This is a genomic window from Nocardioides zeae, from assembly GCF_010686755.1.
Classification (GTDB): domain Bacteria; phylum Actinomycetota; class Actinomycetes; order Propionibacteriales; family Nocardioidaceae; genus Nocardioides; species Nocardioides zeae.
Map to the genome: position 1 here is coordinate 80,948 of NZ_JAAGXA010000004.1, position 26,022 is coordinate 106,969.

Genomic DNA, 26,022 nt, shown 5'->3' on the forward strand with positions numbered 1-26,022 from the left:
CCGGACTTGGCCTAGGGCGCATGGTATATACCAACTACCGACCACCCGAGGAGCTGCCGATGCACGTGCTCGCGATCGACCAGGGCACCTCCGGCACCAAGGCCGTCGTGGTCGCCCCGGACGGCACCGCCCTCGCCGCGACCGAGGTCGCCCACGCCCCCCGCCACCTCGCGGACGGCGGCGTCGAGCACGACCCCGCGGTGATCTGGCAGGCGGTCGTCGACACCGGTCGTCGGGCACTCGCCGCGGCCGCCCTGCCCGACGGCGCCCTCGCCGCGGTGGCGCTCGCCAACCAGGGCGAGACCGTGCTCGCCTGGGACCGGGCGACCGGCGTCCCGCTCTCGCCCGCCGTCGTCTGGCAGGACCGGCGGGCCGCCGCCGTCACCGACGCCCTGCGGGCCCGCGGCGCGGCGGACGAGGTCGCGCGGCGTACAGGTCTGGTGCTCGACCCCTACTTCTCGGCGCCGAAGCTGCGCTGGCTGCGCGACCACGTCACGCGCGACGGGGTCGTCACCACGCTCGACACGTGGCTGGTCCACCGGCTGTGCGGCGCGTTCGTCACCGACGTCTCGACCGCCGGCCGCTCGATGCTGACCACGCTGGACGACCCGACGACCTGGGACCCCGCGCTGCTCGACCTCCTCGGGCTCGGCGCCGAGGAGCTGCCCACGATCGTCGCCAGCGACGACGTCGTCGGCACGACCGACGTCTTCGGTCCGCGCGTTCTGGTGACCGGGCTCGTCGTCGACCAGCAGGCGGCGCTCCTCGCGCAGGGCTGCTGGGACGCCGGCACGGTGAAGTGCACCTTCGGCACCGGCGCCTTCCTCCTGGCGCAGACCGGCACCGACCCCGTCCTGTCCTCGAGCGGGCTGACGACCTCGCCCGCCTGGCGCCTGCGCGACGAGACGCGGTTCTGCGTCGACGGGCAGGTGTACACGGCGGCCTCGGCCGTCGACTGGCTCGCTGGTCTCGGGGTGCTCGGGAGCGCCAGCGAGGTCGACGCCGTGGCCGCCGACGACGCCGGCGGCGTGCAGTTCGTGCCTGCGCTCACCGGGCTCGCCGCCCCGTGGTGGCAGCCCGCCGCGACGGCGTCGCTCACCGGCCTGCGGCTCGGCACCGGCCGCGGCGAGGTCGTGCGCGCCGTCGTCGAGGGCGTCGCCGCCTCGGTCGCCCACCTGCTCGAGGCCGTCCGCGGTGACGGCGCGCCCGTGGCGAGCCTCCGCGTCGACGGCGGCCTCACCCGCTCCCGCGTGCTCGTCCAGGCGCTCGCCGACCGGGCGCAGGTCGCCGTCGAGGTCCATCCCTCCGCGCACGCCACTCCCCTGGGCGCGGCGGTCGCGGCCCGGCTCGGTCTCGACGCCGCGCTCACCCCCGCCGAGGCGCTGCCCCGCGTCGTACCCCGTCACGTCGTCCATCCCACCTGGTCCCCCGACCGGGCCGCCTCCGAGCAGCGCCGCTGGCACGACGCCGCCGCGCTCGTGGCCCGCACCGAACGAACGGAGCACCCGTGAGCACCCCCTCCCCCGCAGGCGCGCCCCGCAGCGTCGACGTCGCCGTGATCGGCGGCGGCGTCGTGGGGACGGCGATCGCCCGCCGCCTGGCGGGCGCCGACCTGAGCGTCGCGATCGTCGAGGCGCGCAGCGACGTCGGCGACGGCACGAGCAAGGCCAACACCGCGATCCTCCACACCGGCTTCGACGCGAGCCCGGGCACCGTGGAGTCGCGGCTGGTCGCCGAGGGCTACCACCTGCTCGGCGACTTCGCCGCGGCCACCGGCATCCCCGTCGAGCGCACCGGCGCGCTCCTCGTCGCCTGGAGCGAGGAGGAGCTCGCCGCCCTGCCGGGCCTGCGGGACAAGGCGCGGAGGAACGGGTACGACGCGTGCGCGATCGTCTCCGCCGAGGAGGTCCGCGCGGCGGTGCCGGCGCTCGGGCCCGGCGCGCTCGGCGGGCTCACCGTGCCGGGCGAGTCGATCATCTGCACCTGGTCGACGACCATCGCGCTGGCGACCGACGCCGTGGCGCGGGGAGCCGAGGTGCTGCTGGAGCACCGGGTGACGGCGGTGGACGCCACGACCGACGGCAGCGTGCTGCGCACCACGGGCGGCGACGTGCGCGCGCGGTGGGTCGTCAACGCCGCCGGGCTGCACGCCGACACGATCGACGGGCTGTTCGGGCACGACCGCTTCACCGTGACGCCGCGCCGGGGCGAGCTCCTCGTCTTCGACAAGCTCGCCCGGCCGCTGGCGCCGCTCATCGTGCTGCCGGTGCCGTCGTCGCTGGGCAAGGGCGTGCTGGTGAGCCCGACGGTCTACGGGAACGTGATGCTCGGCCCCACCGCCGAGGACCTCGACGACAAGACGGCGACCGGCACCTCCGCCGCGGGGTTCGCCTTCCTGCGCGAGAAGGGCGAGCGGATCATGCCCGCCCTCTTCGACGAGGAGGTGACGACGACCTACGCCGGGCTCCGGGCCGCCGTGCCCGGCGGCGACTACCTGCTGGAGCGGGACGACGAGCAGCACTACGTGCTCGTCGGCGGCATCCGCTCGACGGGCCTGACGGCCTGCATCGCGATCGCCGAGCACGTCGCCGGGCTGCTCGCCGAGGGCGGTGTCGACGTCGCGCTCCGCGACGACCTCCCCGCCCCGCCGCGGATCCCGAACATCGGCGAGGCCGGCCCGCGCCCCTACGCCGACGCCGAGCGGATCGCCGCCGACCCGGCCTACGGCCACGTCGTCTGCTTCTGCGAGCGCGTCACGGCGGGCGAGGTGCGGGACGCGTTCGACTCGGCGATCCCGCCCCGCGACATGGACGGTCTCCGTCGTCGTACCCGCCTCATGAACGGCCGCTGCCAGGGCTTCTTCTGCGGCGCCGACGCCCAGGCCGCGCTCGAGACGCGCGGCGCCAGCCTCCTCGCAGGAGCCGACCGATGACCGTCCCTGCCACCGCGCCCGCCGCCGCGCCCGCCACCGCGCCGCTCACCCGGGCCGACGTCGTCGTCGTCGGGGGCGGCCCCTCCGGCCTCACCGCGGCCGCCGCTCTGGCCGAGGCCCTCGGGCCCGACGCGACGGTGCTCGTGCTCGACCGCGAGCGCGAGGCGGGGGGCATCCCGCGGCACAGCGACCACACGGGCTACGGCATCCGCGACCTCCACCGCGTCCTCCGCGGCCCGGCCTACGCCCGGGTGCTCGTGGACCGTGCTCGCGAAGCCGGTGTCGTCGTCGAGACCCGCGCGATGGTGACGGGCTGGGCGGGCGAGCGCGCGCTCGAGGTCACCGCGCCGACGGGGCGCCGCGTCGTCGAGGCGGCCGCGGTCGTGCTCGCCACGGGCGCCCGCGAGCGGGCCCGCCCGGCGCGCCACATCCCCGGCGACCGACCCGACGGCGTGCTCACGACCGGGCAGCTGCAGAACCTCGTCCACCTCCACCACCGCCCCGTGGGCGAGCGCGCGGTCGTCATCGGCGGCGAGCTCGTCAGCTGGTCGGCCGTCATGACGCTCCGCGAGGCCGGCTGCCGCACGGTCGCGATGGTCACCGAGCACGAGCGCTCGGAGTCGTACGCCGCGTTCCGCCTCCTCGGCCGCCTCGCCCTCCGCGTCCCGGTGCTCGCCCGCAGCCGCGTCGTCGCCATCGAGGGCCGCGGTCGCGTGACCGGCGTCGTGGTGGAGGAGCGGGACGGGTCGCGCCGTACGGTCCCCTGCGACCTCGTCGTCACCACCGGCGACTGGATCCCCGACCACGAGCTCGCCCGCTCGGGCGGGCTGGAGCTCGATCGCGGCACGCGGGGCCCGCTGGTCGACGCCGCGCTCCGCACCACCGCGCCGGGCGTGTTCGCCGTCGGCAACCTCCTCCACCCCGTCGACACCGCCGACGTCGCGGCGATCGACGGGCGGCAGGTCGTGCCGGCGGTGCTGGGCTGGCTGGGGCGGGAGACAGCCCCACCCTCGCTGTCCGGTGTGCGCCTCCGGGTGGAGGCGCCGTTGCGCTGGGTGGCCCCGCAGGTCGTCGATCCCACGGGTCCGGCCCCGGCCCGCGGGCGGCTCCTGCTCTGGACCGACGCCTGGGTCGAGCGCCCTCGCGTCGAGGCCGTGCAGGACGGGGAGGTCGTCGGCTCACGACGGCTGCCCTGGCCGGCGGCGCCCGGTCGGGTCTTCCGCGTGCCGAGCGCGATCCTCGACGCCGCGCGACCCGACGGCGGGGACGTCACGCTGCGGCTCGCCTGAGTCGTGGGGGCCCGCCGGCGGAAAGCGTGAGCCGGGGGGCCGGGCGGCGCGGGGGGGGGGGGACTCCCCGCGGCGGCCCGCTTGCGTGGGGGCCCCGGCGCGACGATACCCGTCGCGGGGGGCCCACGGCTGGCGATGGGGTCCGGCGGGCGCCGTCGTCGGAAATGGGACCCTGGTGCGGCTCGGACTCGGCCGGGGCCGCACCAGCCGCACAGTTTCCGCGCCCGACCCCGCCCGACCCCGCCCGACCCCGGAACGTCATGCATCGCGGTGCCCCCGGCCCGCGGTTCGCATGACGTCCGCGGGGCGAGGCGAACAGAGGCGTGGGTACGTCTCCGCTCAGCCGCGGAACGCCAGCCGGGTGGCCGCGACCTCCTCCACCAGCGACCGGGGCCGCCCGGCGACCGCGGCCAGGAACTCCTCGCGCCCGAGTCCGAGCACCACCGTCGGCTCGAGCGCCGTGACGGTCGCCGTGCGGGGGATGTCGTGGACCAGTGCGATCTCGCCGAAGTAGTCGCCCGCGCCCTGCTGGCGCAGCACCCGTCCCTCCTGGGTCACCTCCACGCGCCCGGAGGCGATGAGGAAGAACGTGTCGGCCGGGTCGCCCTCCCGCACCACCGCGACGCCGGACGGCACCTCCTCGCGCCGCAGGGACCGGGCCAGCGTCTCCTGCACCGCAGGGGCGAGGAGGCGGAACCAGGGCACCTCCTGCACCAGCGGCAACCCTGCCGGGGCCTCGAGACGGGCGTCCAGGCGCCGCATCCGCGGCACGCTGAGGGCAGCCACGGCCGCGACCGGGACCGCCACCACGACCAGCGACCACCGCACCCCGACGAGCACGAGCAGGGGGGCCATGACGAGCGACCCGAGGGCCTGCGTGGCGATGTAGCAGGTGTCGAGGGCCCCGAACACCCGCGCCATGGTCGCCTCGGGGGTCATGCGCTGCACGATCGTGTCGAGGTTGACGTCGACCACCGGGTTGGCGGCTCCCACGACCACGAGGGCGACCACCAGCACCACCGGCGAGGGCCAGGCGGCGACCGCCAGCAGGGGCAGCGACCACAGCAGCACCCCGGCCGCCAGGTCACCGCCCAGCCGCTGGCGCGACGCGCGGGCCAGCGTCAGCAGTCCCCCGACGACCGCGCCGACGCCGAGCACCGCCTCGAGGAGCCCGACGCCCCCTGCGTCGGTGCCCAGCACCTCGACCGCGAGCACGACCAGGAACACCTTCGACGCTCCCCCCACGAAGGTCTGGGCACACACCTGACCGGCGACGTTGCGGAGGTCCGGGTCCCGCCCGACGGTGGCGAACCCGGCGGTGAGCTCGCGCAGGAGGCCGGGCCCCGGCACGGGGTCGTCTCCCGGCTCGCCCGGGGCGTCGGGACGCCGACCGCCGCGTCGTACGCGGACGATGAGCAGCATCGACACGGCGAAGGTGACGACGTTGAGCGCCAGCACCGCCGGGACGCTGGCGACGAGCACGAGCATGCCTCCGAGCGCCGGACCGATGAAGACCGCGAGGCTCTCGAGGGTGCCGCTGGCCGCGTTCGCGGCCGACAGCTCACGGGGGTCGTCGGCGAGCGCCGGCATCCAGGCACGCTGCGCGGACCGGAAGGGCGCGGCGAAGATCCCCGCGAGCGTGGCCAGCACGTAGACGGGCCACGGGTCGTCCGCCCCGGTGACCAGGTACGCCGCGGCAGCACCGATCAACAGGGCCCGTAGCCCCGAGGTGACGAGGAGGGCCGTGCGTCGGCTGACCCGGTCGCTGACGACCGCCGCCACCGGCGCCGTCACGGCGGCGGCCGCCAGTCGGACGGCGGTGAGCAGCGCGACCGCGCTCGCCCCACCGACCGTGTAGGCCCAGACGGTCACGGCCGTGGCGCACGCGAAGTCACCGATGAGAGAGGTGACGAGGGCGAGCTGCACCCGCCGCAGGTCGGGGTTGCGGACGACCGCTGCGAGCGAGGTGCGCGTCTCGACCAGCACCGCTCCGACCGGCATGCGTCGCGACCGCCGACGTCCTCCGTCGTCGGGACGGCGGACCTCGTCCCCACCCACCACTGCGACGTCCCTCCTCGGTCGAGGGCCGCACGGTCCTCGTCGTGCACATTAGAGACATCTCCGGGGTAACGAAGGCGAATCGCGCATATGCTCGCGGCGCGGTCCGCCCGGCCGCCCGACGTGGGGAGGACACCGGTGGTCTGCTCGTCGTGCGCGTCGCCCCTGCTCCCCGGCGCCCGCTTCTGCGCCGGGTGCGGGACGCCGGCGCCGCCGGCCTGCGCCTCCTGCACCGGTGTGCTGCCCCCCGGCGCCCGCTTCTGCCCCGCGTGCGGGCGGGAGGTCGACGACCGGCTCACGCCGCTCACGCCCGGCCCGCCCGCCACCCCCGCCGCGCCCGTGGCGCAGCGGCGGGTCGTCTCGGTGCTCTTCTGCGACCTCGTCGGGTTCACGGGCCTGGCCGCGCTGAGGGACCCGGAGGAGGTGCGTGAGCTGCTGACGGCGTACTTCGACCGGGCCCAGGAGATCGTCGCGCGCTACGGCGGGACGATCGAGAAGTTCATCGGCGACGCCGTCATGGCGGTCTGGGGTGTCCCGACGGCGCACGAGGACGACGCGGAGCGGTCCGTGCGCGCCGGTCTGGACCTCGTGGACGCCGTGGCCCGGCTGGGCGAGGACCTGGGCGTCCCCGCCCTGGCCCTGCGGGTCGGCATCGTCACCGACGAGGTCGCCGTCACCGTGGGCGCCGTCGGGCAGGGCATGGTCGCCGGCGACCCGGTCAACGTCGCCGCCCGCGTGCAGGCCGCGGCGACCCCGGGAACCGTGTGGTGCGACCACGCCACCGCGCGGCTCGTGGCGAGCACCTTCGACGTCCGCGACGCGGGCGACCACGACCTCAAGGGGAAGGCCGAGCCCGTGCGCCTGCACGCGGTCGCCGGCGCGACCCCCACCGCGACGGGGCTCGACCGGCTGGACGTCCCGCTCGTCGGGCGCGGCCGCGACCTCGCCCTGCTCCAGCAGCTCCTCCACGCGGCCGTGGAGGAGGGGCGTCCGCGGATGGCCGTCGTCACGGGGGCCGCGGGCATCGGCAAGTCACGGATCGCCCGCGAGCTCGAGGCCTACGTCGACGGCCTCCCCCAGCCGGTGCTGTGGCACGGGGGACGCTGCGTCTCGTACGGCGACGGCGTCGCCTTCTCCGCCCTGAGCGCCGCCGTGCGGGTGCGCGCGGGGATCGGCGACGACGACGGCCCCGAGGAGGCGCGCGAGCGACTGCACACGGTGCTCGCGGACCTCGTGCCGGACGTCACCGAGCGACGATGGATGGAGGCGCACCTGCTGCGGCTGCTCGGTCTGCCGGCGCAGGGCGACGAGCTCGCCGACACCGGGCGTGACGACCGGTTCGCCGCCTGGGTCCTCTGGTTCGAGCGGCTCTCCGAGCGCCACCGCGCGCCCGTCGTGTGGATCGTCGAGGACGCCCACCACGCCGACGCGGGGTTCCTCGACTTCGTCGGTCACCTCGTCGCCCGGGGGCGCTTCCCCGGGTTCGTCGTCGTGCTGGCCCGGCCCGAGCTGCTCGAGGCGCGCCCGCGCCTCGCGACCCACGGACGCACCGCGGTGCTCAACCTCGAACGGCTGTCCCCGGAGCAGCTGCGCACGATCGTCGACGAGCTCGTCGCCGCCCTGCCCGAGGCGGTGGCCGACCTGCTCGTGCACCGCTCGGAGGGTCTCCCGCTCTTCACGGTCGAGATGGTGCGCGCGCTGCACGACCAGGACTTCCTCGAGCCGAGCGGGCAGGCCCAGCGGCCCCCGCTGCGCTGGTGCGCCGCTGCCGACTCCACCGCGGTGGAGTCGATGCGCGCTCCCACCAGCCTCCAGCTCCTCGTCGCGAGTCGTCTCGACCTCCTCGCCCCTGCGCCACGACGGATCGTCGACGCCGCCGCGGTGCTGGGGCAGACGTTCACCCTCGCCGGGTTGTGCGCGCTGACGGGAGCGGAGGCACCGGAGGTGGAGGCCCACGTGGCCGACCTCTGCGCGCGCGAGCTGTTCGTGCGCGTGACGGACCGTCTCAGCGCCGACCACGGCCGGATCGCGTTCGTGCAACCGACCGTGCGGGTCGTGGCCTACGAGGGCCAGGCCCGGCGCGATCGGGCCGATCTCCACCTGGCTGCCGTGCGGCACCTCGAGGCGGTGCCCGGAGCGCACGGCGAGCTGGGGGCCGTGATCGTGCAGCACCTCCTCGACGCCCACGCCCTGCTGCCCGCGGCCGACCCGCGTCGCGACGGGCTCGGGACGAGGCTGGTGGCGTGGCTGGCCACCGCGATGGCCCAGGCCGCGGAGATGGGAGCGGCGCAGGAGGTCCTGCACCTCGGTGACCAGCTGCTGACGCACGCCGACGGTCTCACGGTCCCCGCCGTGCGCGCGCGCATCGCGATGGCCGAGGCGGCCACCGACCTCGCGCGGCTCGACCTCGTCGTGGACGTGCTCGCGCCGGTGCTCGCCACGCCCGTCCCGGGCGCCGCCACCCCCGACGACCGAGCCCGCTCGGCGGCGCTCGCGAGCCGTGCCCACGGCCTGCGCGGCGACGTGGAGGCCCAGGGCGCGGCGCTCCGGCCGTTCCTGGGACCCGATGGACTCGAGCGCGTGGGGCCCGGAGCCGCCGCCACGCTCTGCGTGCAGGCGGTGCTGTGGCACGAGGGACGCGCGGACTGGTCGGCCGCGCTCGTGTGGCGCGACCTGATGCTGACCCACGCCGAGCGGAGCGGGCAGCCGCCCGTCGTGGCCGTGGCGCTGTGCACCGCTGCCCAGTCCGTGAGCCTCCGGGGCCAGCACCTCGTGGCCCGGGAGCTGCGCCGCCTCGCCGTGGACTACGCCCGCACGCACCACCTGACCGCGCAGCTGACCCACAGCCTGCTGGTGGCGCTCGCGTTCGGCATCGCCGACGACGTCGCACAGGCGGTGGCCGTCGGCGAGGAGGCCGTCACCACGGCGGGCCGCGCGGGCGGCCGGCCGATGCTCGAGCAGATCGTGTCCAACCAGGTGCTGGCCCTCCGTCTGGCGGGGCGCTGGACAGAGCTCGACGCCCTCGCCGAGGCACATCCCGACCTCGAGGACCACGTCGCCGCCATGATGACGCGGGTGCAGCGGGCGCTCGCCGCGGACACCCGGGGGCGGTCGGCGGAGGCGCTCGGGCACCTCGACGCCCCGGTCCGGGACGACCTCGACGGCTACGACCGGCTGTGGCTCGACGCGACGCTCGCCCTGCAGGCCCACCTCGAGGGGCGCCGCTCCGAGGCGCTCGACCGGGCCGAGCAGCTCTGCGCCCTCGCCCTGCACCACTGCGGTCTCGTCGACGACTACCCGCACCACCTCACGATGGTCGCCCCGTGGTTCCTCGAGGCGGGTGAGCACGACCGCCTCCGTGCCCTGCTCGCGCCGGTGCTCGACGAGCCCGGCCTCACGCCGCTGCTGCGGGCGCAGGCGCTGTGGTTGCGGGCCGCCCTCGAGGACGCCGACCCCGCCTCCGCGCTCGACGCGCGGGCCGTCGACGCGCTCTTCGACCAGGCGGTGGAGGCGCTCGCGGCGGTGGGCGCCGCCGCCGACCTCACCCGAGCCGACGCCGCTCGCCGGGCCCGCCGCGCCCGCGCCTGAGCCCCACCCCCGTCAGGCCACCCCAGCGGCCTGACGGCGGCGCACCTGCTCCTCGACGTCGTCGACGAACCCCACCGGTCCCGGCGACGTCGCGATGGCGTCCCCGATGGCGCGGCTGGCGCGGGCGTACGACGGGTCGCCCAGGATCCGCTGCACCGCGGCGCGCACCTGCGCGACCGTCGGCGTGCTCGTGCCCAGCCGGATCCCGGCCCCCGACCACGCGACCCGCGCCGAGGTCTCCACCTTGTCCTCGGAGTCACCGGCGACCACGATCGGGACGCCGTGCTGGAGGGCGTGGTGCAGCCCGCCGTACCCGCCGTTGGTCACCAGCACGTCGGTGAGCGGCAGCAGCTTGTCGTAGGGCAGGAACTCGCCGACGTGCAGACGCTCGGGCCGCGGGGCGAGGCCGGCCAGGTCGTCCGTCAGCGCGGCGACGGGCCGACCTCCGGTGGTGACGACGACGTCGACGTCGAGGTCGGCGAGGGCCTCGACCGTCGGCCGCACCAGCTCGGTGAAGTCGGTGTTCGCGACCGTCCCCTGCGTGACGTGGACGACCGGCCGGTGCTTGCCGAGCTCCGCGAACCACGGCGGCGCCTCGAGCCCGCTGCGCTCGACGCGGGTCATGGGGCCGTAGTACCGCAGCGACTCCGGCGCGTCGCTGCGCGGGAACTCGAACGCCGGGACGGTGAACTGCGCGTGGAGGTCCGCGCTCCGCAGGACGTCCATGAAGAACCGGCCGCGCAGGCCCGGCGCCCCCATGTCGGCGAGCATCCGGTCGGCCGCCCGGTGCACGGGGCGCAGGACGAGCCGGGTCGCGACGGCGGTGAGCACCGCGTTGCGCACCCGGTTCGGCACGGTGCGCCGCAGCGGGGTGATCCCGAGCCCGTACGGCGGCGTGTCCCGGCTCGACAGCCCGAGCGGGATGATCCCGCACATCGCGACGAAGGGCCGCTCCGCGGGGGCCAGCCGGTGCAGGGCCTGCACCCCGACGAAGGTCGGCTCGTGCAGCACCACGTCGGTCGGTTCCTCCGCGAGCAGGGCGAGCAGTGCCTGGCCGGCCAGCGGCGCCGGCGCGAAGAACGCCTGCTCGACCCCGGAGTTGATGGCGTCGCGGCCGCGCTTGCGATCGCCGGCGCCGAGCTCGTCGAGGGTGTCGGCCTCGGGCGGGAGCGGCACGAAGTCGACCCCCGCCGCGCGCACCATCGAGGCGTAGCGCGCACCCGTCAGCATCCGCACCCGCCACCCGCGCGCCTGGAGCTCGGCGGCGACGACGAGGAGAGGGCGCACGTGGCCCTCGGCCGGCATGCTGCAGATGACGGCAGTGGACACGGGGCCTCCCGATGACGAGCGATAATTCGATACCCCGATAGGGCTTTCGATACACAGCGTAGCCTTCCCCTGTGCCCGAGGGGAAGAAGCGGTCCTACGACAACTCCCGTCGCAGCGCCCAGGCCAGGCTGACACGGACCGAGGTCTACCGGGCGGCGTTCCGGCTCTTCGGCGAGCAGGGGTACGCAGCCACCTCCCTCCCCCAGATCGCCGCCGCCGCCGGCGTGTCCGTCGAGACGGTGCGCAAGATGGGCCCCAAGAGCGGTCTGCTCGGCGGCGCGCGCGAGGTCGCCGTCTTCGACGAGAGCGGCGTCGACGACATGCTCGACACCACCTTCCTCCGCGAGGTCGCCGCGCAGCAGGACCTCGCCGGCGCGGTCGACGTGCTCGTCGACTTCTACGCCACGTCCAACCAGCGCGCGGCGGCGTTCTGGCAGGCCTGGCGCGCCGCTGCGGCCGGCGACCCGGTCGTGGCCGCCGCCTGGGAGCGCGAGATGGCGTCGGCGCACGGGGGGTTCCGCACGGGCATCGAGTACGCCGCGGGGCGCGGCTGGCTCCGCCAGGACGTGTCGGTCGAGGAGCTCGCCGCCACGCTCTGGGTGCTCGCCGCCAGCGAGACCTACACGCGCCTCACGGTCGACGCCGGCCTCACCGACGAGGACTACCGCGCGTGGCTGCGTCGGATGCTCCTCGAGCAGCTCGCGCCGCGCTGAGCCGGCAGGCGCGACTGCACTAAGCCCGCACGCGGGTCACCGTCGGTCCGGCGTCCACGAGGAACGCGTCGCCGCTGCTCGCCGCGATCCGCCCCTCGACGAGGTCCCACGTCGCCGACGCGACCTCCGCGGCGGTCGTCAGCCGACCGCTCGGTGCGAAGCCGGCAGCGAACCCCGCCTTGTCGTCCGGGGCGCCACCGGTCAGCCGGTCGACCATCGGCGTGTCGATGACCCAGGGACAGATCGTGTAGACCGCGATCCCGACCTCGGCGAGCAACGGCGCCGCGCTCCGCCCGGCGGCGACGACGCCCGCCTTCGCCGCGGCGTACGGCACCGCGATGGGCACGGCCAGCGCCGTGCCCACGAAGGAAGCCGTGTTCACCACCACCCCGCCGCTGCGCAGGTGGTCCGCCGCGTGGCGCAGGCCCGAGAGCACGCCGAGGAGGTTGACGTCGAGCACCTCCCGCAGTGCAGCCTCGCCCCAGGTCGACAGGGGCCCGATCGGACCCTCGGTGCCGGCGTTCGAGAACCAGAGGTCGAGCGGCCCGTCCGCGCTCGCCCGCTCGGCGAGCCGCCGGACCTCGGCATCGACGGCGACGTCCGTGGCCACGAACTCGGCACGGCCTCCGCGGGCCGTGACCTCCTGCACGACGTCGGCCCCCCGCCGCTCGTCGCGCCCGGCCACGACCACCCGCACACCCTCCTGCCCCAACCGCACGGCGAGTGCGCGGCCGATGCCGCTGGTGCCACCCGTGACCACGGCCGTCCGGCCGCCCTGCTGCTCCCCCACGTCCGACCCCATGCTCGACCCCTGGCTCTCGTCAGCGCGGACCGTCAGCGACGGTCCGGGTACCTCAGCGGCACGCGGTGATCATATTCGAGACCCGACTGGGGTATCTGAATTTTCGACGACCCCGCGTGTCGCCTCAGTGCTCCCCCAGCCGCCCGGACAGCCGCTCGTGCCGGTCGGCGCTCGCGCCGTCGAGCCCGACGATCTCCACGACGGTCCCGCGTCGCTCGTACTTCGTCGTGATCGCGTCCAGCGCCGCCACCGACGAGGCGTCCCAGACGCGGGCGGCGCTGAGGTCGATGACGACCCGCGCGGGGTCCTCCGCGTAGGCGAACTGCGTCGTGAGGTCGTTGCTGGAGGCGAAGAACAGCTCGCCGGTGACCCGGTACGACGCCGTACCGCCCTCGACGGCCCGCTCGGTCTGCGTCAGGTGGGCGACGCGGCGCGCGAAGAGCACCATCGCCACCAGCACGCCGACGCCCACGCCGATCGCGAGGTTGTGGGTCCAGACCGTGACCACCACGGTCGCCACCATGACGGCGGTCTCCGACCGCGGCATCCGGCGCAGCGTCGCGGGCCGGATGCTGTGCCAGTCGAAGGTGCCGACCGAGACCATGATCATCACCGCCACGAGCGCCGCCATCGGGATGAGCGCCACGACGTCGCCGAAGCCGACGACCAGCACGAGCAGGAAGACGCCCGCGAGGAAGGTCGAGAGCCGCGTGCGAGCGCCCGAGACCTTCACGTTGATCATCGTCTGCCCGATCATCGCGCAGCCGCCCATGCCGCCGAAGAAGCCGGTGACGATGTTCGCCGCACCCTGGCCCCACGCCTCGCGGGTCTTGTCGGAGCCGGTGTCGGTGATGTCGTCGACGAGCTTCGCGGTGAGCAGCGACTCCAGCAGGCCGACGAGGGCCATGGCCAACGCGTAGGGCGCGATGATCTCGAGCGTGGCCAGCGTCCACGGCACGTCGGGCACGAACCACGACGGCAGGCTCTCGGGCAGCCGGCCCTGGTCGCCGACGTCGGGCACCGCGACCGAGCCGACGACGGCGAAGGCCGTCAGCGCGACGATCGCGACGAGCGGCGCGGGCACCACCGAGCTCACGCGCGGCAGCCCCACGATGACGGCGATGCCGACGGCCGTCATCGGGTAGACGGCCCACGGCACGTCGACGAGGTGCTCCAGCTGCGCGACGAAGATGAGGATCGCCAGCGCGTTGACGAACCCGACCATGACCGACCGGGGGATGAAGCGCATCAGCCGCGCCACCCCCAGAAGCGCGAGCACGACCTGGAGCGCACCGCCGAGCAGCACGGTCGCGATGAGGTAGTCGTAGCCGTGGTCCCGCATCACCGGCGCGATGACCAGCGCGACAGCGCCTGTCGCGGCCGAGATCATCGCGGGTCGGCCCCCGAGGAACGAGATCGCGACGGCCATGGTGAACGACGCGAACAGCCCGACCCGCGGGTCCACGCCCGCGATGATCGAGAACGCGATCGCCTCGGGGATGAGCGCCAGCGCCACGACGAGACCGGCGAGCACCTCGGTGCGGAGCAGGCGGGGCGAGCACAGCGCGGCGCGCACGGTGGGCGTGCCGCCGGTGGGTACGGGCGCGTTCGACACGGGCAGGCTCCGTTCGGCAGGGTGAGGGTCGTACGGCGGGCGCCGCGTCCGCAGCGACCCTAACGTCGCGTGAGGGTTGCGACCGCACCCGCGAGGAAGTGAGCCCGACCACCATGAGCGACCCGCTCGGCAGCAGCACCCCTCCCGCCGTCATGCACATCGGCGAGGTCGCCGCGCGGACGGAGCTGTCGCTGCGGTCCCTCCGGCACTGGGAGGAGGTCGGGCTGCTCCAGCCGTCGGGGCGCACCGACGGGGGCTTCCGGCTCTACACGGAGGACGACGTCGAGAAGATCCTCGTGATCCGGCGGATGAAGCCGCTCGGCTTCAGCCTCGAGGAGATGAGGGACGCCCTCGCCGACGTCGAGGTGCTCCGCGACCCCGCCGCCACCCCCGAGGCCGTCGCCGCCGCCCGCGAGCAGCTGGCCGCCGTCCACGCCGACGCCGTCGAGCGCCGCGCCAAGCTCGTGCGGCAGCTCGCGATGGCCGACGAGTTCCTCGCGATCCTCGCCCGCGAGATGTGAGGCCCTGACCCCCAGCCCCTGACCCTCAGCCCCAGGCGCGCAGCTTCTCGGGGTTGACGCACAGCCACACGTCGACGATCCGCCCCTCCTCGACGCGGAACGCCGCCACACCGTGGATCCGCCCGTCGACGGTCATCCGGTAGCCCAGCCCGTCGGCGGTCGCGACCTCCTCGAGCACCATCGCCGGCTGCTTCGTGCGGATCCCGAGCAGGAACCGCAGCACCCGGTCGGCGCCGTGGACCGGCTTGCGCGCCGCGCTCACCAGACCGCCGCCGTCGCTGCGGAGCACGACGTCGGGCGCCAGCGCCCGCAGTAGCCCGTCGAGGTCGCCGCGTCCCGCTGCGGCGACGAACGCCCGCACGACCGTGTCGTGGTCCTGGGGCACGACGACCGTCGACCGCTGCTCCCGCACGTGCCGGCGGGCCGACGTGGCGAGCTGACGGGTGGCGGCGACCGAGCGCCCGACGACGGCGGCGACCTCGTCGTACGGGACCGCGAAGACGTCGTGGAGCACGAAGGCGACCCGCTCCGCCGGGGTCATGGCCTCGAGCACGACGAGCAGCGCCGTGCTGACGGCGTCGTCGAGGGTCACCCGGTCGGCCGGATCGGGAGGGGGAGCCGGTGCCGTGCCGCTGAACAGGTCGGCCGGGACGGGCTCGGGGAGCCACTCGCCGACGTACCGCTCCCGGCGCGCCCGCGCCGACGTCAGCTGGTCGAGCGCGACCCGGCTCGCGACCCGCGTCAGCCACCCGGCGGGGTTCGCGACGGCGGCGCGCTCGGGGTCGTCGAGGCGGTACCAGCGCACGTAGGTCTCCTGCACGACGTCCTCGGCGTCGGCGAGCGTGCCGGTCATGCGGTAGGCGAGCGCCAGCAGGCGCCGCCGCTCCTGCGCCACCTCGGCGAGCGTCTCCTCGGCCACGGTTCCCCCTTCGTCGACGGGCATCTTCCTCCGTACGACGACGCAGCGCCCCGAGACGTGAGGTCGCCCGGCGGTTGGGGCCCCCGGCACGCCGGGCACGGGGCTGCGCATGGCTTCCCGTGCGCGCAACGAGTTCGACGTCAAGAAGACGGCCTTCACCTGGGAGCTCGACACCTCCGTGCTCATCACCCCGACGCCGCAGGGCTCCCACGTGGCCATCGACCTCGACACGATGCGGGGCCGGAAGAAGGCACTCCTCGACGGGCGCAGGAACAAGAGGGCCGCGCAGCGCCTCGCCGACCAGATCCAGGCCGCCATCGCCTGACCGCTTGGCCGCCTCGCCCATGCTGGCGTCATGGTGACCGAGTCCGACGTCGTCGTGGTGGGTGCCGGCCTGGCCGGCCTGCGGTGTGCGCACGAGCTGGAGCGTGCCGGGCTCGACGTCGTCGTGCTCGAGCGCTCCGACGCGCCCGGGGGCCGGATCCGCACGGAGACCGTCGACGGGCACCTCCTCGACCGCGGCTTCCAGCTGCTCAACCCGGGATACCCCGCCGTACGCCGCTGGGTCGACACCGACGCCCTCGACCTCCACGCGTTCGACGCGGGCGTCGCCCTGCGGGACGCGACCGGGACGCGGCGGCTCGGCCACCCCTGGCACGCGCCGCACCTGCTGGGCGCGTCGGCCGCCGCGGTGGCGGGGGACGTGCCCTCCGGGCTGCGGCTCGCCCGCTGGCTCGCGCCGGTCCTGCGCCCGTCCCGCAGGACGCTGACCGCGCGCCTGCTCGTGAAGCCCGACGCCGACCTGGCCGGCAGCCTCGACGCCGCCGGGGTGCGGGGCGTCCCGCGCACGCTGCTCGACCGGTTCCTCGCCGGGGTCGTGCTCGACGACACCGGTGCGACGTCGGCGCAGTTCGCCCGACTGCTCATCGGCTCGTTCGTCGCCGCCACCCCGGCCCTGCCCCGCGAGGGCATGGAGGCGCTCCCCCGGCAGCTCGCGGCGCGCCTGGCCGCACCCGTGCGCACCCGCGTCGAGGTCGAGGGGGTCGTGCGGGGCCGGACCCCCGTCGTACGCACCTCCGACGGCGATCACCGGGCCCGCGCCGTCGTGGTGGCCACGGCCGCCCCGGCGGCGGAGGACCTGCTGGGCACGCCCGCGCCGCCGCAGCGCGGGGTCGTGACGGAGTGGTACACCACCGACGAGCCGCCCGCGCCTCCCGAGCGGGCGCGCCTGCTCCACGTCGACGGCCACGACCGCCCGACCGGGCCGCTGGTCAACACGGCGGTGATGTCGGCGGCGGCGCCCGGCTACGCCCCGCCCGGCAAGCACCTGGTCGCGGCCTCGGCCCTGCTCGGTCCCGACCGCCCCGTCCCGTCGTCCGCCGCCATGCGGGCCCACGCCGCCGAGCTGCTCGGCGCGGACGCCGGCGCGTGGCGGCTCCTGCGCCGCGACGACGTGCCCCACGCGCTGCCGGCCCAGCTGCCGCCGCTGACGCACCGGCGCCGCACGGACCTCGGCGACGGCGTGTTCGTCGCCGGCGACCACCGCGACACCACCTCCATCCAGGGTGCGCTCGTCAGCGGTCACCGGGCCGCGGCGTCCGTCCTCGCGGCGCTGGGGGTGGCCCGGTGAACCCCGTGCTCGTCGTCGGTGCCGGCATCGCGGGCGTCGCCTGCGGCCGCGCGCTCACCGATGCCGGCGTGCCGGTGCGCCTCGTCGACCGCGGCCACCGCGTCGGCGGGCGGATGGCGTCCCGGCGCATCGCGGAGCGGCCGGTCGACCTGGGCGCGTCGTACTTCACCGTCCCCGACGACGACCCCGCCTTCGCCGAGGTGGTCGAGCGGTGGCGCACGGCAGGGCTCGCGCGGGCGTGGACGGACACCTTCCACGCCGTCGCCGACGGCGCCCTCACGCCGAAGCCCGGGCCCGTGCGGTGGGGTGCCCCCGGCGGGTTGCGCTCGCTGGTGGAGGACCTGGCGGCTCCCCTCGACGTACGGCGCGGGGCCGTCACCTCCGTCGATGCCGGTCCCGAGGGTCCGGTGGTCGACGGCGAGCCGGTGCGCGCCGTCGTGCTGGCGATGCCCGACCCGCAGGCCCACCGCCTGCTGGCCGATCCGCTCGCGGACCCGCCGCCCGGCTGGACCGGGACTTCGAACCGGTGCTGGCGCTCGTGGCGTCGTTCGCGGAGCGCACCTGGGGCGTCGACGGCGTCTTCGCCGACGGTCCGGGGCTGTCGTTCGTCGCCGACGACGGGCGGCGACGCGGCGACGACGCCCCCGTGCTCGTCGCGCACTCGACCCCGGAGCTGGCGCGGCAGCACCTCGACGATCCCGACGCGGCCGGCCCGGCGATGACCGCCGCCCTGCGTCGTCTGCTCGACCTGCCCGAGCCGGCGGACACCGTCGTCCACCGCTGGTCGTTCGCGCGGCCGACCGGGGACCGCGCGGCGCCGTACCTCCTCGACGACCGCGGCATCGGCGTCTGCGGCGACGGCTGGGGCCCGACCCCGCGCGTCGCGACCGCGTGGCGCTCGGGGCACGAGCTGGGCGCGGCGATGGCGGAGCGCCTCGGCTGAGGGCTGTTCCGCTGGGGCGGAAAACGCACGCCCGACCCCCCGCGATCGGGCCCTCCGAGCACCCGTTCTCCGCTTCGGCGGAACACCCCCGGCCCGGCCGGGGTCACCCGAACTGGTAGCAACGTCCCGTGCCCGACGCCCGCTTCGCCGACTCGCCCAACCGTCTCTTCGCGGTGACGGTCGCGCGTCGGGAGCAGCTCTCGCCCTCCTTCGTGCGGCTCGGCCTGACCGGCCCGGGCCTCGCCGCCTTCGCCCCCGCCGGCCGCGACCTGCGCGTCAAGATCCTGCTGCCGACGTCGGACGGCTACCCCGCGACGCTCGTCGACGGCCTCACGGAGGCCGCGTGGCGCGCCGCCTGGCGCACGCTCGCCGCGGCGGACCGGCCGGTCATGCGCAGCTACACCGCACCGCGCGTCGACCCCGACGCGCGCTGGCTCGACCTGGACGTCTACCTCCACGAGCCCGCCGGTCCGGCGAGCGCGTGGGCGGCCGCCGCTGCGGTCGGCGACCCGCTGCTCGTCTCGGCCCCGGCCGCCGGGGTCGGTGACCCGTCGTACGGCGTGCAGTGGGACCCCGGCACCGCGACCCGCGTCGTCCTCGGCGCCGACGAGACGGCGTTCCCGGCCGTCGCCGGCATCCTCGCCACGCTCGACTCGGACACCACGGCGACGCTCCTGCTCGAGGCCGCCGACCCGGCGGACACCCTCCCGTTCGTGGCCACCGACGATCCCCGCCTCGAGGTGCACCACGTGCGCCGCGCGGGGCGGCCCGGCGGCGTACCGCTCCTGGAGGCGGGGCGCGCCTGGGCGGAGCGGTACGGCGCGGGCGCCGCCGCCGCGGGCCCGGCGTTCTACGGGTGGTTCGCCACGGAGAGCGTGCAGGTGGCGGAGCTGCGCCGCTCGCTGCTGGCGGTCGGGATCGGTGCGGACCGCGTGCACACGCAGGGCTACTGGATCGACCGGGAGGGTCGCGCGCGCGACTGACGCGCGGCCTCCGGAGTGCCGCCCCTCAGCCGAAGCGGAGGACGGTCGCGTCGGCCGGCGGCTCGACCGGCGCGCGCCGGGCGGCCCGCGTCGGAGCGGCCCACGGGATCCCCGTCACGACGGCGCTCCGACCCGGGGCGGTCATGGTGACGAACATGTCTCCCTCTCCCGACCTGCGGTCCCACGCGACCTGCACGGGGGGACTCGCGCTCTGGGCGGCGATCGTGGTCGTCGCCACGATTCCGGGGCTGTTGTGGTCCATGGCCCAACCGGGCCACAGGGTCGCGGACGTCAGCCAGGTCGTCGCGTTGACGTAGGGCAGGGAGATGGTCAGCACCAGGGGGTCCGCCTCCAGGTTCGTCGCCTGGAACACGACGTTCCCGTCACCGGTCCGGGTGACGATGTCGAGACGCGCGCCGACCGGCAGGGTGCCGGATGCCGCGTGCGCTGGTGCAGCAGCCACCACCGCGACGGCGGGAGCTGCCCATGCGGCAGCTCGAATTACAGTACGGCGCTGAGGTAAGGAAAGCACGACCCGACCTTCTCACCTTCTCCGCCCGTCGTCTCGCGAACGGCGAGGACGACGTCGTCGACCCGTCGTCACCTGGTCGCGTCACGGGCCTGACTTAGGTATTGCTAACCTTCCCTGCCGTCCGCTCGTCCCACCCGAAAGGGTCCCCGTGAACCTGCACCGCCGCGCGACGGCGCTCACCGTCTCCGCCCTCACCTGCCTGGCCCTCGCCGGCTGCGGCAACCCCGCCGACGCGGGCGACGACGCCGCGGACGACGAGCGCGAGGTCACCCATGCACGCGGCGCGACCGCGGTGCCGGCCGACCCGCAGCGCGTCGTCGTGCTGGAGCCGGTGCAGCTCGACACCGCGGTCGCGCTCGGCGCGACCCCCGTCGGCGCCGCGGTGCTCAACGAGGCGGCGGGCGTGCCGGCCTACCTCGGTGACGGGGCCGCCGACGTCGAGACCGTCGGCACGGTGACCGAGCCCGACGTCGACCGGATCGCGGCGCTCCGCCCCGACCTCATCATCGGCACGGAGACGCGCCACTCGGCGCTCTACGACCAGCTCAGCGACGTGGCGCCGACCGTCTTCATGGCGTCGCAGTCCGACCCGTGGCAGGACAACGTGCGCTTCGTCGCCGAGGCGCTGGGCGACCCCGAGGGCGCCGACGAGCTGCTGGAGGGCTACCAGGAGCGCTGCGACGAGATCGCCGAGGAGTTCTCGACCGAGGGACAGACCGCGCAGCTCGTGCGGCCGCGGGACGGGCTCGTGACGCTCTACGGCCCGACGTCGTTCGCCGGCAGCACGCTCGAGTGCGCCGGCTTCACGACCCCCGACCGGCCGGAGTGGGCCGACGAGATCTCGTCCGACCTCTCCCCCGAGCGCGTGCTCGAGGCGCAGGCCGACCTCGTGCTCGTCACGACGACGGACGTCGACGACCCGTCGACGCTGCCCACCGCCTTCACGGCCAACGCCGACGCGTTCCCCGACCTCCACCTCGTCGACCAGTCGTTCTGGATCACCGGCGTCGGCCCCCTCGGCGGCCAGGCCGTGCTCGACGACCTCGAGCGGATCCTGTCCGGCTCGTGACCCGTCGGCGGTTCCCGCTGCTGCTCCTCGTCGCCGCGATCCCGGCGGCGGTGGCGCTGTCCCTGTTCGTCGGTTCCAACCCGGTTCCTCCGGGCGACGTCTGGGCGGCGCTGACGGGCGGCGGGGACCCCACCGCGGCGTACGTCGTCGACCACCAGCGCCTCCCGCGCACCGTCGCCGGCGTCGTCGTCGGCCTCGCGCTCGGCGTGTCCGGCGCGCTCATGCAGGCCTACACGCGGAACCCGTTCGCCGACCCGGGCCTGCTCGGCGTCAGCGCGGGCGCGTCGTTCGCGGTCGCGATCGCGGTGGCGTACGTCGGCGTGACGCAGCCCGCGGCGTACGTCTGGTTCGCCGTCGTCGGCGCCCTCCTCGCGAGCCTGCTCGTGGTGGTGCTCGGGCGGCCGACCGACCCGCGGGTGCCGCCCACGCGGCTGGTGCTCACCGGCGTCGCCGTCGGCGCGGTGCTCGCGGGCCTCACCACGGGCATCTCGCTGAGCGACCCCGACGCGTTCGAGCGGATGCTGACGTGGCACGCGGGGAGCCTGATCGACCGGGGGTACGACGTCACGCTCGCCGTCCTCCCCCTCCTCGTGCTCGGCGGGATCGCCGCGGCCCTCACCTCGCCGGCGCTCAACGCCGTGGCGCTGGGGCGGGACGTGGCCCAGGCGCAGGGCGTCGACCTGCGGCGGGCGGACGCCCTGACCCTCGTCGCGGTGACCTTCCTGGCGGCCGGGGCGGCAGCGGTCGCGGGGCCGGTCGCGTTCGTCGGTCTCGTCGTGCCCCACGTGGTGCGGTGGTGCGTGGGCGTCGACCAGCGCACGATCCTCGCGGTGTCGGCGGTCGCCGGGATCGTGCTGGTGCTCGTCGCCGACGTCGTCGGCCGGGTCGCGGTGCTGCCCGGGGAGATGCCGGCCGGCATCGTGACCGCGTTCCTCGGGGCGCCCGTGCTCGTGCTGCTGGCGCGCCGTTCGAGGGCGACGGGCCTGTGAGCCGGCCCCTGCTCCTCGGGAGCCAGCGGGCCCACGTCGGTGTCGACCGGCGGGAGCTCGCGGTGTGCGCGGTGCTGCTCGTCGCGGCGCTCGGGCTCGGGTTCGTCGGGCTGTGGGCCGGCGACTTCCCCGTGACGCCGGGCGAGGTGGCCGGTGCGCTCCTCGGGGCGCCGTTCCCGGCGGTGGAGCCGATCGTCTACACCGTCGTCGTCGAGTGGCACCTGCCGCGCGTGGTCGCTGCCCTCGTGTTCGGCGCGGCGCTGGCGGCGTCGGGCGCGATCTTCCAGACCATCACGCGCAACCCCCTGGCGAGCCCCGACGTGATGGGGCTGGCCAACGGCTCGTTCACCGGGATGCTGCTCGGCCTCGTGCTCCTCGGCGGGGCGTGGGCCGGGATCATGGCGGGCGCGCTGGTGGGCGGCCTCGTGACGGCGGGGCTCGTCTACGTGCTGGCGCTGCGCGACGGGCTCCGCGACTTCCGGTTCATCGTCGTCGGCATCGGCGTCTCCGCGTTCCTGGCCGCGCTGAACTCGTGGATCCTGCTGCGCATCGACGTCGAGACCGCGCTGTTCGCCTCGGCGTGGGGAGCGGGCACGCTCAACAACGCGACGGCGGGAGCGGTGTGGCCGGCGGCGTCTGTGCTGGTGGTGCTCCTGCTCCTCCTGCCGTGGGGCGTGGCGTCGTTGCGCCAGCTGGAGCTCGGCGACGACCTCGCGCGGTCGACCGGCCTGGCGCTCGACCGCCACCGCGCGGCGCTGCTGCTGCTCGCCGTGGCCCTGGTGAGCGCGGTGACGACGGTGGCCGGACCGATCGCGTTCGTCGCGCTCGCGGCGCCGCAGATCGCGCGGCGGCTCGTGCGCTCGCCGGGCATCCCGCTGGCGGCGAGCTGCTGCACCGGCGCCGTGCTGCTCCTGGGGGCCGACCTCGTGGCCCAGCACGTCGTCCCCCTCACCGTGCCCGTCGGCGTCGTCACCGTGGTGATCGGCGGGGCGTACCTGACCTGGCTCCTGCGACGAGAGATGCGGACCGACCGATGACCCCTGCTCCTCCCCGCCTCGTGGCGGAGGGCCTGACGCTGCGGTACGACGCGCGCACCGTCGCCACCGACCTGAGCGTCGTGGTGCCCGACGACCGGTTCACCGTCGTCCTCGGCCCCAACGCCTGCGGCAAGTCGACCCTCCTGCGGGCGCTCTCGGGGCTGCTGGCCCCGGCGGCGGGTCGGGTGCTGCTCGACGGGGCGCCGCTGTCGTCGTTGCCGGCGAAGGAGCGGGCCCGACGGATGGCGCTGCTGCCCCAGACGATGAGCGCACCGGAGGGCATTACCGTGCGCGAGCTCGTGCACCGCGGCCGGTTCGCCCACCAGCGGGTGCTGCGACGTCACTCCGCCTCCGACCGCGACGCCGTCGCCGCGGCGCTCGAGGAGACCCACGTGGCCGACCTGGCCGAGCGTCGGCTCGACGAGCTGTCGGGCGGCCAGCGCCAGCGGGTGTGGATCGCGATGACGCTCGCCCAGGACACCCCGCTCGTGCTGCTCGACGAGCCCACGACCTTCCTCGACCTGCCCCACCAGATCGAGGTGCTCAACGTGCTGCACCGGCTCGTGGCGCGGGGCCGGACCGTCGTCGCGGTGCTCCACGACCTCAACCTGGCGGCGCGCTACGCCGACCACGTGGTCGCGATGCGCTCCGGGGCGGTGGTCGCCGAGGGCCCGCCGTCCGCGACGATCACGGAGCCGCTGCTGCGGTCGGTGTTCGACCTCGAGGCCACCGTCCTCCCCGACCCCCTCACCGGCGCCCCGATGGTCGTGCCGGCCGACTCCCGCGACTGACGCGTCGAGTTGTCACGTACGCCGCGGCAGGTGCGTCGAGTTGCGAGAAACGCGCGCGGCGGGTCGCGGGCCCGGCGCAGCATGTCTCCATGGGGGACGAGTCCGAGAAGGTCCTGCGGCTCCGCCGCGACGACACGTGCCGGGTGTGCGCCGCTCCGCTCGCTGCCGGCGCCACCGCGACGTACGAACGCGCCAGCCGCACCGTCCGCTGCCTCACCTGCCCGGCGGAGGACGCCGTCGTCGACCCCGGTACGGCGGGTGCGTCCGCCCGACGGGAGCACGAGCGGCGGCGGGATCGGCGCGAGCAGCGCGTGCGGGAGAAGCACCCGCGCATCGGCGGCTTCCTGCTCGCGGTGACCGACGACCCGGCATCGACGCGGGCGTGGGCGACCGGCGCCACCGGTGAGGAGCGCCTCGGGGCTCGGCTCGACGGCATCGCCTCCGCGACGGTCCGCGTGCTGCACGACCGCCGGATCCCCCGCAGTCGCGCCAACATCGACCACCTCGTCGTCACCCCGGGAGGGGTGTGGGTGGTGGATGCGAAGCGGTACGCCGGCCGCCCCGCCCTCCGCGTCGAGGGAGGGCTGCTGCGCCCGCGCGTGGAGAAGCTGGTCGTCGCGGGTCGTGACCGGACGAACCTCGTCGACGGGGTGCTCCGGCAGGTCGAGGTGGTGACCGGGGTGCTGGGTGACGTGACCCCGGTGCGCGGTGCGCTCTGCTTCGTCGAGGCCGACTGGCCGTTGATCGGCGGAGCCTTCGTGACCCGCGGGGTCGAGGTGCTGTGGCCGAAGAAGCTGGCGGCGATGGTGACCGAGCCCCGCGGAGCGCTGCTCGACGTCGCGGCGGTCCACCAGCAGCTCGCGGCCGCCCTCCGCCCGGCCTGACCGGACGGAAGTCCTGCGGAACAGGTGCAGTTCTGGCCCGGTCGGAATCGCATCCGTTCCGCAGGACTCGTCGCCGGTGGGGTGTCGAGCTGCACGAAACGCTCAGGCGGGCACCACGCAAAGGGGCACGAACGACAGCGGCCCGCGCCAACCCGCCGTCGTACGTGACCCTTTTCCGGAGCTGGCCAGGGCGCCGCTCGCGGACGTCATGCGCCCCGGCCGCCCCGGGCACCGCACCGCATGACGTCCGCAGCGACGCCGCAGCGACGCCGCCACCGCCGCCACCGCCGAAAACTTTTTGTCAATCTGACTCAAACCCCTTGCCTCCCGATTAATTGTCGCACAGACTATTAGTCATGAGCACCGACACGGACCTCCTCCACCAGGTCGAGGCAGCCACCACCCCGGCGGACCTCTTCGGCCCGCAGGACGGCTCGGACCAGGCGCGGCGTCGCGCGCGGCGTACCCACCGCGTCATCGCCACCGCCCTCCACCCCGACCGGCGCGACCCGACGATCGACGCCGCCCGCGGGGACGCCGCGTTCGCCAAGGCCACGACGTTCTTCGAGCAGTGGAGCAACGGCGTCGAGGCCACGGACGAGGGCACGATCATCGGCACGAACGGCACCTGGACCATCGGCGCCCAGGTCGGCCGGGGCACCGTGGCGAACCTCTACGCCGTCCCCGGCGGCGACGCGGTCGTCAAGATCGCCCGCCGGCGCTCGTCGTCGCGCTACCTCCGCAACGAGCGGACGGCCCTGACCCGGCTCAGGGAACAGAGCGAGAGCTGGCTCGCGCCGTACCTCCCCCGCCTCCTCGACACCGCGACCCTGCGCAGCCCCGACGGGAGCAAGAACGAGCAGCGCGAGGCCAACGTGCTCGGCTCGCTGACCCGCGCCGACGGGTTCGTGCCGTTGACCGCCGTGCAGGCGGCGGCCCCCGACGGGCTCGACGGCCGGGACTGGGCCTGGATGCAGCGGCGGATCATCCGCGCGCTCGCCGCGGTCCACGCGATCGGGATCGTCCACGGCGCGCTGCTGCCGGAGAACGTCCTCATCCATCCCGAGGAGCACGGGGTCGTCCTCGCGGGCTGGTCGTTCGCGACCCGGCCCGGCCGCCCGGCGGAGGGGGTCGTCGCGTCGCAGGCCGCGGCGTACCCGCCCGAGGTCACCGGTGGCGTCGTCACCCCGGCGACGGACGTCGCGATGCTCGGCGCGCTCGGGCTGGCGATGCTGCGGCCCGACCAGCGGGTGCAACGGCGGTTCTCCGCCGGCCTGCGGCAGGACGCCCCGGGCATGCGGCCGCGGGCCGCTGACCTGCAGGGGGAGTACGACGAGCTGCTCGACCGGCTCTACGGGCCGCGGCGGTTCCGCCCCCTCGACCTGGCCGTCTGAACGG

23 protein-coding genes are annotated in these 26,022 nt (G+C 75.5%); 17 read left to right on the top strand and 6 right to left on the bottom strand.

Annotated elements, in window-relative coordinates:
- The first annotated feature begins 20 nt into the window (after window positions 1–20).
- From G3T38_RS07060 to G3T38_RS07070, 3 genes are read left to right on the top strand one after another with little or no spacing between them, the layout of a single operon-like run.
- Entirely contained in the window at window positions 21–1,511 is a 1,491-nt protein-coding gene (locus tag G3T38_RS07060) for an FGGY family carbohydrate kinase (protein WP_206675815.1), read from the top strand.
- Window positions 1,508–2,932: an FAD-dependent oxidoreductase gene (locus tag G3T38_RS07065; protein ID WP_163771404.1), complete on the top strand. Its 1,425-nt coding sequence runs from the start codon at window positions 1,508–1,510 to the stop codon at window positions 2,930–2,932. The genes G3T38_RS07060 and G3T38_RS07065 overlap by 4 nt, the downstream gene beginning before the upstream one ends.
- On the top strand, window positions 2,929–4,221 hold the full coding sequence (locus G3T38_RS07070; RefSeq protein WP_163771405.1) for an FAD-dependent oxidoreductase: 1,293 nt from the start codon (window positions 2,929–2,931) through the stop codon (window positions 4,219–4,221). Before G3T38_RS07065 ends, G3T38_RS07070 begins: the two co-directional genes overlap by 4 nt.
- A gap of 339 nt (window positions 4,222–4,560) precedes the next feature.
- On the opposite strand, the gene G3T38_RS07075 is transcribed toward G3T38_RS07070, so the two are convergent.
- A complete protein-coding gene (locus G3T38_RS07075) occupies window positions 4,561–6,222 on the bottom strand; it encodes an MFS transporter (RefSeq protein ID WP_163771406.1) in 1,662 nt (553 codons plus the stop codon).
- Window positions 6,223–6,417: 195 nt separating this feature from the next.
- Here G3T38_RS07075 and G3T38_RS07080 point away from each other — a divergent pair, with 195 nt between their 5' ends.
- Window positions 6,418–9,867, top strand: a complete 3,450-nt coding sequence (locus G3T38_RS07080) for an AAA family ATPase (RefSeq protein WP_163771407.1) — start codon at window positions 6,418–6,420, stop codon at window positions 9,865–9,867.
- 12 nt (window positions 9,868–9,879) lie between these two features.
- Here G3T38_RS07080 and G3T38_RS22540 read toward each other — a convergent pair whose 3' ends face one another.
- The gene (locus tag G3T38_RS22540) at window positions 9,880–11,196 is read right to left on the bottom strand and encodes a nucleotide disphospho-sugar-binding domain-containing protein (RefSeq protein WP_163771408.1); all 1,317 of its coding nucleotides are present in this window, start codon (window positions 11,194–11,196) and stop codon (window positions 9,880–9,882) included.
- A 71-nt stretch (window positions 11,197–11,267) separates the two neighbouring features.
- On the opposite strand from G3T38_RS22540, the gene G3T38_RS07090 reads away from it, so the two are divergent.
- Window positions 11,268–11,909, top strand: a complete 642-nt coding sequence (locus G3T38_RS07090) for a TetR family transcriptional regulator (protein ID WP_163771409.1) — start codon at window positions 11,268–11,270, stop codon at window positions 11,907–11,909.
- A 19-nt stretch (window positions 11,910–11,928) separates the two neighbouring features.
- Here G3T38_RS07090 and G3T38_RS07095 read toward each other — a convergent pair whose 3' ends face one another.
- On the bottom strand, window positions 11,929–12,711 hold the full coding sequence (locus G3T38_RS07095) for an SDR family NAD(P)-dependent oxidoreductase (protein ID WP_163771410.1): 783 nt from the start codon (window positions 12,709–12,711) through the stop codon (window positions 11,929–11,931).
- A gap of 124 nt (window positions 12,712–12,835) precedes the next feature.
- The gene (locus G3T38_RS07100; RefSeq protein ID WP_163771411.1) at window positions 12,836–14,326 is read right to left on the bottom strand and encodes a SulP family inorganic anion transporter; all 1,491 of its coding nucleotides are present in this window, start codon (window positions 14,324–14,326) and stop codon (window positions 12,836–12,838) included.
- Window positions 14,327–14,439: 113 nt separating this feature from the next.
- On the opposite strand from G3T38_RS07100, the gene G3T38_RS07105 reads away from it, so the two are divergent.
- Entirely contained in the window at window positions 14,440–14,847 is a 408-nt protein-coding gene (locus G3T38_RS07105; RefSeq protein WP_163771412.1) for a MerR family transcriptional regulator, read from the top strand.
- A gap of 25 nt (window positions 14,848–14,872) precedes the next feature.
- Here the strand turns inward: G3T38_RS07105 and sigJ are convergent, their stop codons facing one another.
- Window positions 14,873–15,766, bottom strand: coding sequence for an RNA polymerase sigma factor SigJ (sigJ, locus tag G3T38_RS07110; RefSeq protein ID WP_338037510.1), 894 nt, complete (start codon window positions 15,764–15,766; stop codon window positions 14,873–14,875).
- Window positions 15,767–15,875: 109 nt separating this feature from the next.
- On the opposite strand from sigJ, the gene G3T38_RS07115 reads away from it, so the two are divergent.
- The 5 genes from G3T38_RS07115 (at window position 15,876) to G3T38_RS22545 (ending at window position 19,322) form a co-directional block, all read left to right on the top strand.
- Window positions 15,876–16,091 carry a hypothetical protein gene (locus G3T38_RS07115; protein WP_163771414.1) on the top strand — a complete coding sequence of 72 codons (216 nt, stop codon included), beginning with the start codon at window positions 15,876–15,878 and terminating at the stop codon, window positions 16,089–16,091.
- Window positions 16,092–16,121: 30 nt separating this feature from the next.
- Window positions 16,122–17,396 carry a flavin monoamine oxidase family protein gene (locus G3T38_RS07120; RefSeq protein ID WP_163771415.1) on the top strand — a complete coding sequence of 425 codons (1,275 nt, stop codon included), beginning with the start codon at window positions 16,122–16,124 and terminating at the stop codon, window positions 17,394–17,396.
- Window positions 17,393–18,118: an NAD(P)-binding protein gene (locus G3T38_RS07125; RefSeq protein ID WP_206675816.1), complete on the top strand. Its 726-nt coding sequence runs from the start codon at window positions 17,393–17,395 to the stop codon at window positions 18,116–18,118. The genes G3T38_RS07120 and G3T38_RS07125 overlap by 4 nt, the downstream gene beginning before the upstream one ends.
- The gene (locus G3T38_RS21165; protein WP_206675817.1) at window positions 18,115–18,339 is read left to right on the top strand and encodes a hypothetical protein; all 225 of its coding nucleotides are present in this window, start codon (window positions 18,115–18,117) and stop codon (window positions 18,337–18,339) included. Before G3T38_RS07125 ends, G3T38_RS21165 begins: the two co-directional genes overlap by 4 nt.
- A 128-nt stretch (window positions 18,340–18,467) precedes the next feature.
- Window positions 18,468–19,322, top strand: coding sequence for a siderophore-interacting protein (locus G3T38_RS22545; RefSeq protein WP_163771416.1), 855 nt, complete (start codon window positions 18,468–18,470; stop codon window positions 19,320–19,322).
- 25 nt (window positions 19,323–19,347) lie between these two features.
- Here the strand turns inward: G3T38_RS22545 and G3T38_RS07135 are convergent, their stop codons facing one another.
- Window positions 19,348–19,785, bottom strand: a complete 438-nt coding sequence (locus G3T38_RS07135; protein WP_163771418.1) for a hypothetical protein — start codon at window positions 19,783–19,785, stop codon at window positions 19,348–19,350.
- A gap of 217 nt (window positions 19,786–20,002) precedes the next feature.
- On the opposite strand from G3T38_RS07135, the gene G3T38_RS07140 reads away from it, so the two are divergent.
- From G3T38_RS07140 to G3T38_RS07165, 6 genes are all read left to right on the top strand, one after another.
- On the top strand, window positions 20,003–20,923 hold the full coding sequence (locus G3T38_RS07140; RefSeq protein WP_163771420.1) for an ABC transporter substrate-binding protein: 921 nt from the start codon (window positions 20,003–20,005) through the stop codon (window positions 20,921–20,923).
- Window positions 20,920–21,912 carry a FecCD family ABC transporter permease gene (locus G3T38_RS07145; protein ID WP_338037511.1) on the top strand — a complete coding sequence of 331 codons (993 nt, stop codon included), beginning with the start codon at window positions 20,920–20,922 and terminating at the stop codon, window positions 21,910–21,912. Before G3T38_RS07140 ends, G3T38_RS07145 begins: the two co-directional genes overlap by 4 nt.
- Window positions 21,909–22,949, top strand: a complete 1,041-nt coding sequence (locus G3T38_RS07150; RefSeq protein WP_338037512.1) for a FecCD family ABC transporter permease — start codon at window positions 21,909–21,911, stop codon at window positions 22,947–22,949. Before G3T38_RS07145 ends, G3T38_RS07150 begins: the two co-directional genes overlap by 4 nt.
- Window positions 22,946–23,740, top strand: coding sequence for an ABC transporter ATP-binding protein (locus G3T38_RS07155; protein WP_163771422.1), 795 nt, complete (start codon window positions 22,946–22,948; stop codon window positions 23,738–23,740). Before G3T38_RS07150 ends, G3T38_RS07155 begins: the two co-directional genes overlap by 4 nt.
- 89 nt (window positions 23,741–23,829) lie before the next feature.
- On the top strand, window positions 23,830–24,624 hold the full coding sequence (locus tag G3T38_RS07160; RefSeq protein WP_163771423.1) for a nuclease-related domain-containing protein: 795 nt from the start codon (window positions 23,830–23,832) through the stop codon (window positions 24,622–24,624).
- A 356-nt stretch (window positions 24,625–24,980) separates the two neighbouring features.
- Window positions 24,981–26,018, top strand: a complete 1,038-nt coding sequence (locus G3T38_RS07165) for a protein kinase family protein (RefSeq protein ID WP_163771425.1) — start codon at window positions 24,981–24,983, stop codon at window positions 26,016–26,018.
- Window positions 26,019–26,022 lie beyond the last annotated feature (4 nt).

Coding starts and splice junctions, on each gene's coding strand:
- G3T38_RS07060 (WP_206675815.1), top strand. CDS start 21: ATGGTATATACCAACTACCGACCACCCGAGGAGCTGCCGATGCACGTG.
- G3T38_RS07070 (WP_163771405.1), top strand. CDS start 2,929: ATGACCGTCCCTGCCACCGCGCCCGCCGCCGCGCCCGCCACCGCGCCG.
- G3T38_RS07075 (WP_163771406.1), bottom strand. CDS start 6,222: ATGCCGGTCGGAGCGGTGCTGGTCGAGACGCGCACCTCGCTCGCAGCG.
- G3T38_RS07095 (WP_163771410.1), bottom strand. CDS start 12,711: ATGGGGTCGGACGTGGGGGAGCAGCAGGGCGGCCGGACGGCCGTGGTC.
- G3T38_RS07105 (WP_163771412.1), top strand. CDS start 14,440: ATGAGCGACCCGCTCGGCAGCAGCACCCCTCCCGCCGTCATGCACATC.
- G3T38_RS07115 (WP_163771414.1), top strand. CDS start 15,876: ATGGCTTCCCGTGCGCGCAACGAGTTCGACGTCAAGAAGACGGCCTTC.
- G3T38_RS07120 (WP_163771415.1), top strand. CDS start 16,122: ATGGTGACCGAGTCCGACGTCGTCGTGGTGGGTGCCGGCCTGGCCGGC.
- G3T38_RS21165 (WP_206675817.1), top strand. CDS start 18,115: ATGACCGCCGCCCTGCGTCGTCTGCTCGACCTGCCCGAGCCGGCGGAC.
- G3T38_RS07155 (WP_163771422.1), top strand. CDS start 22,946: ATGACCCCTGCTCCTCCCCGCCTCGTGGCGGAGGGCCTGACGCTGCGG.
- G3T38_RS07160 (WP_163771423.1), top strand. CDS start 23,830: ATGGGGGACGAGTCCGAGAAGGTCCTGCGGCTCCGCCGCGACGACACG.
- G3T38_RS07165 (WP_163771425.1), top strand. CDS start 24,981: ATGAGCACCGACACGGACCTCCTCCACCAGGTCGAGGCAGCCACCACC.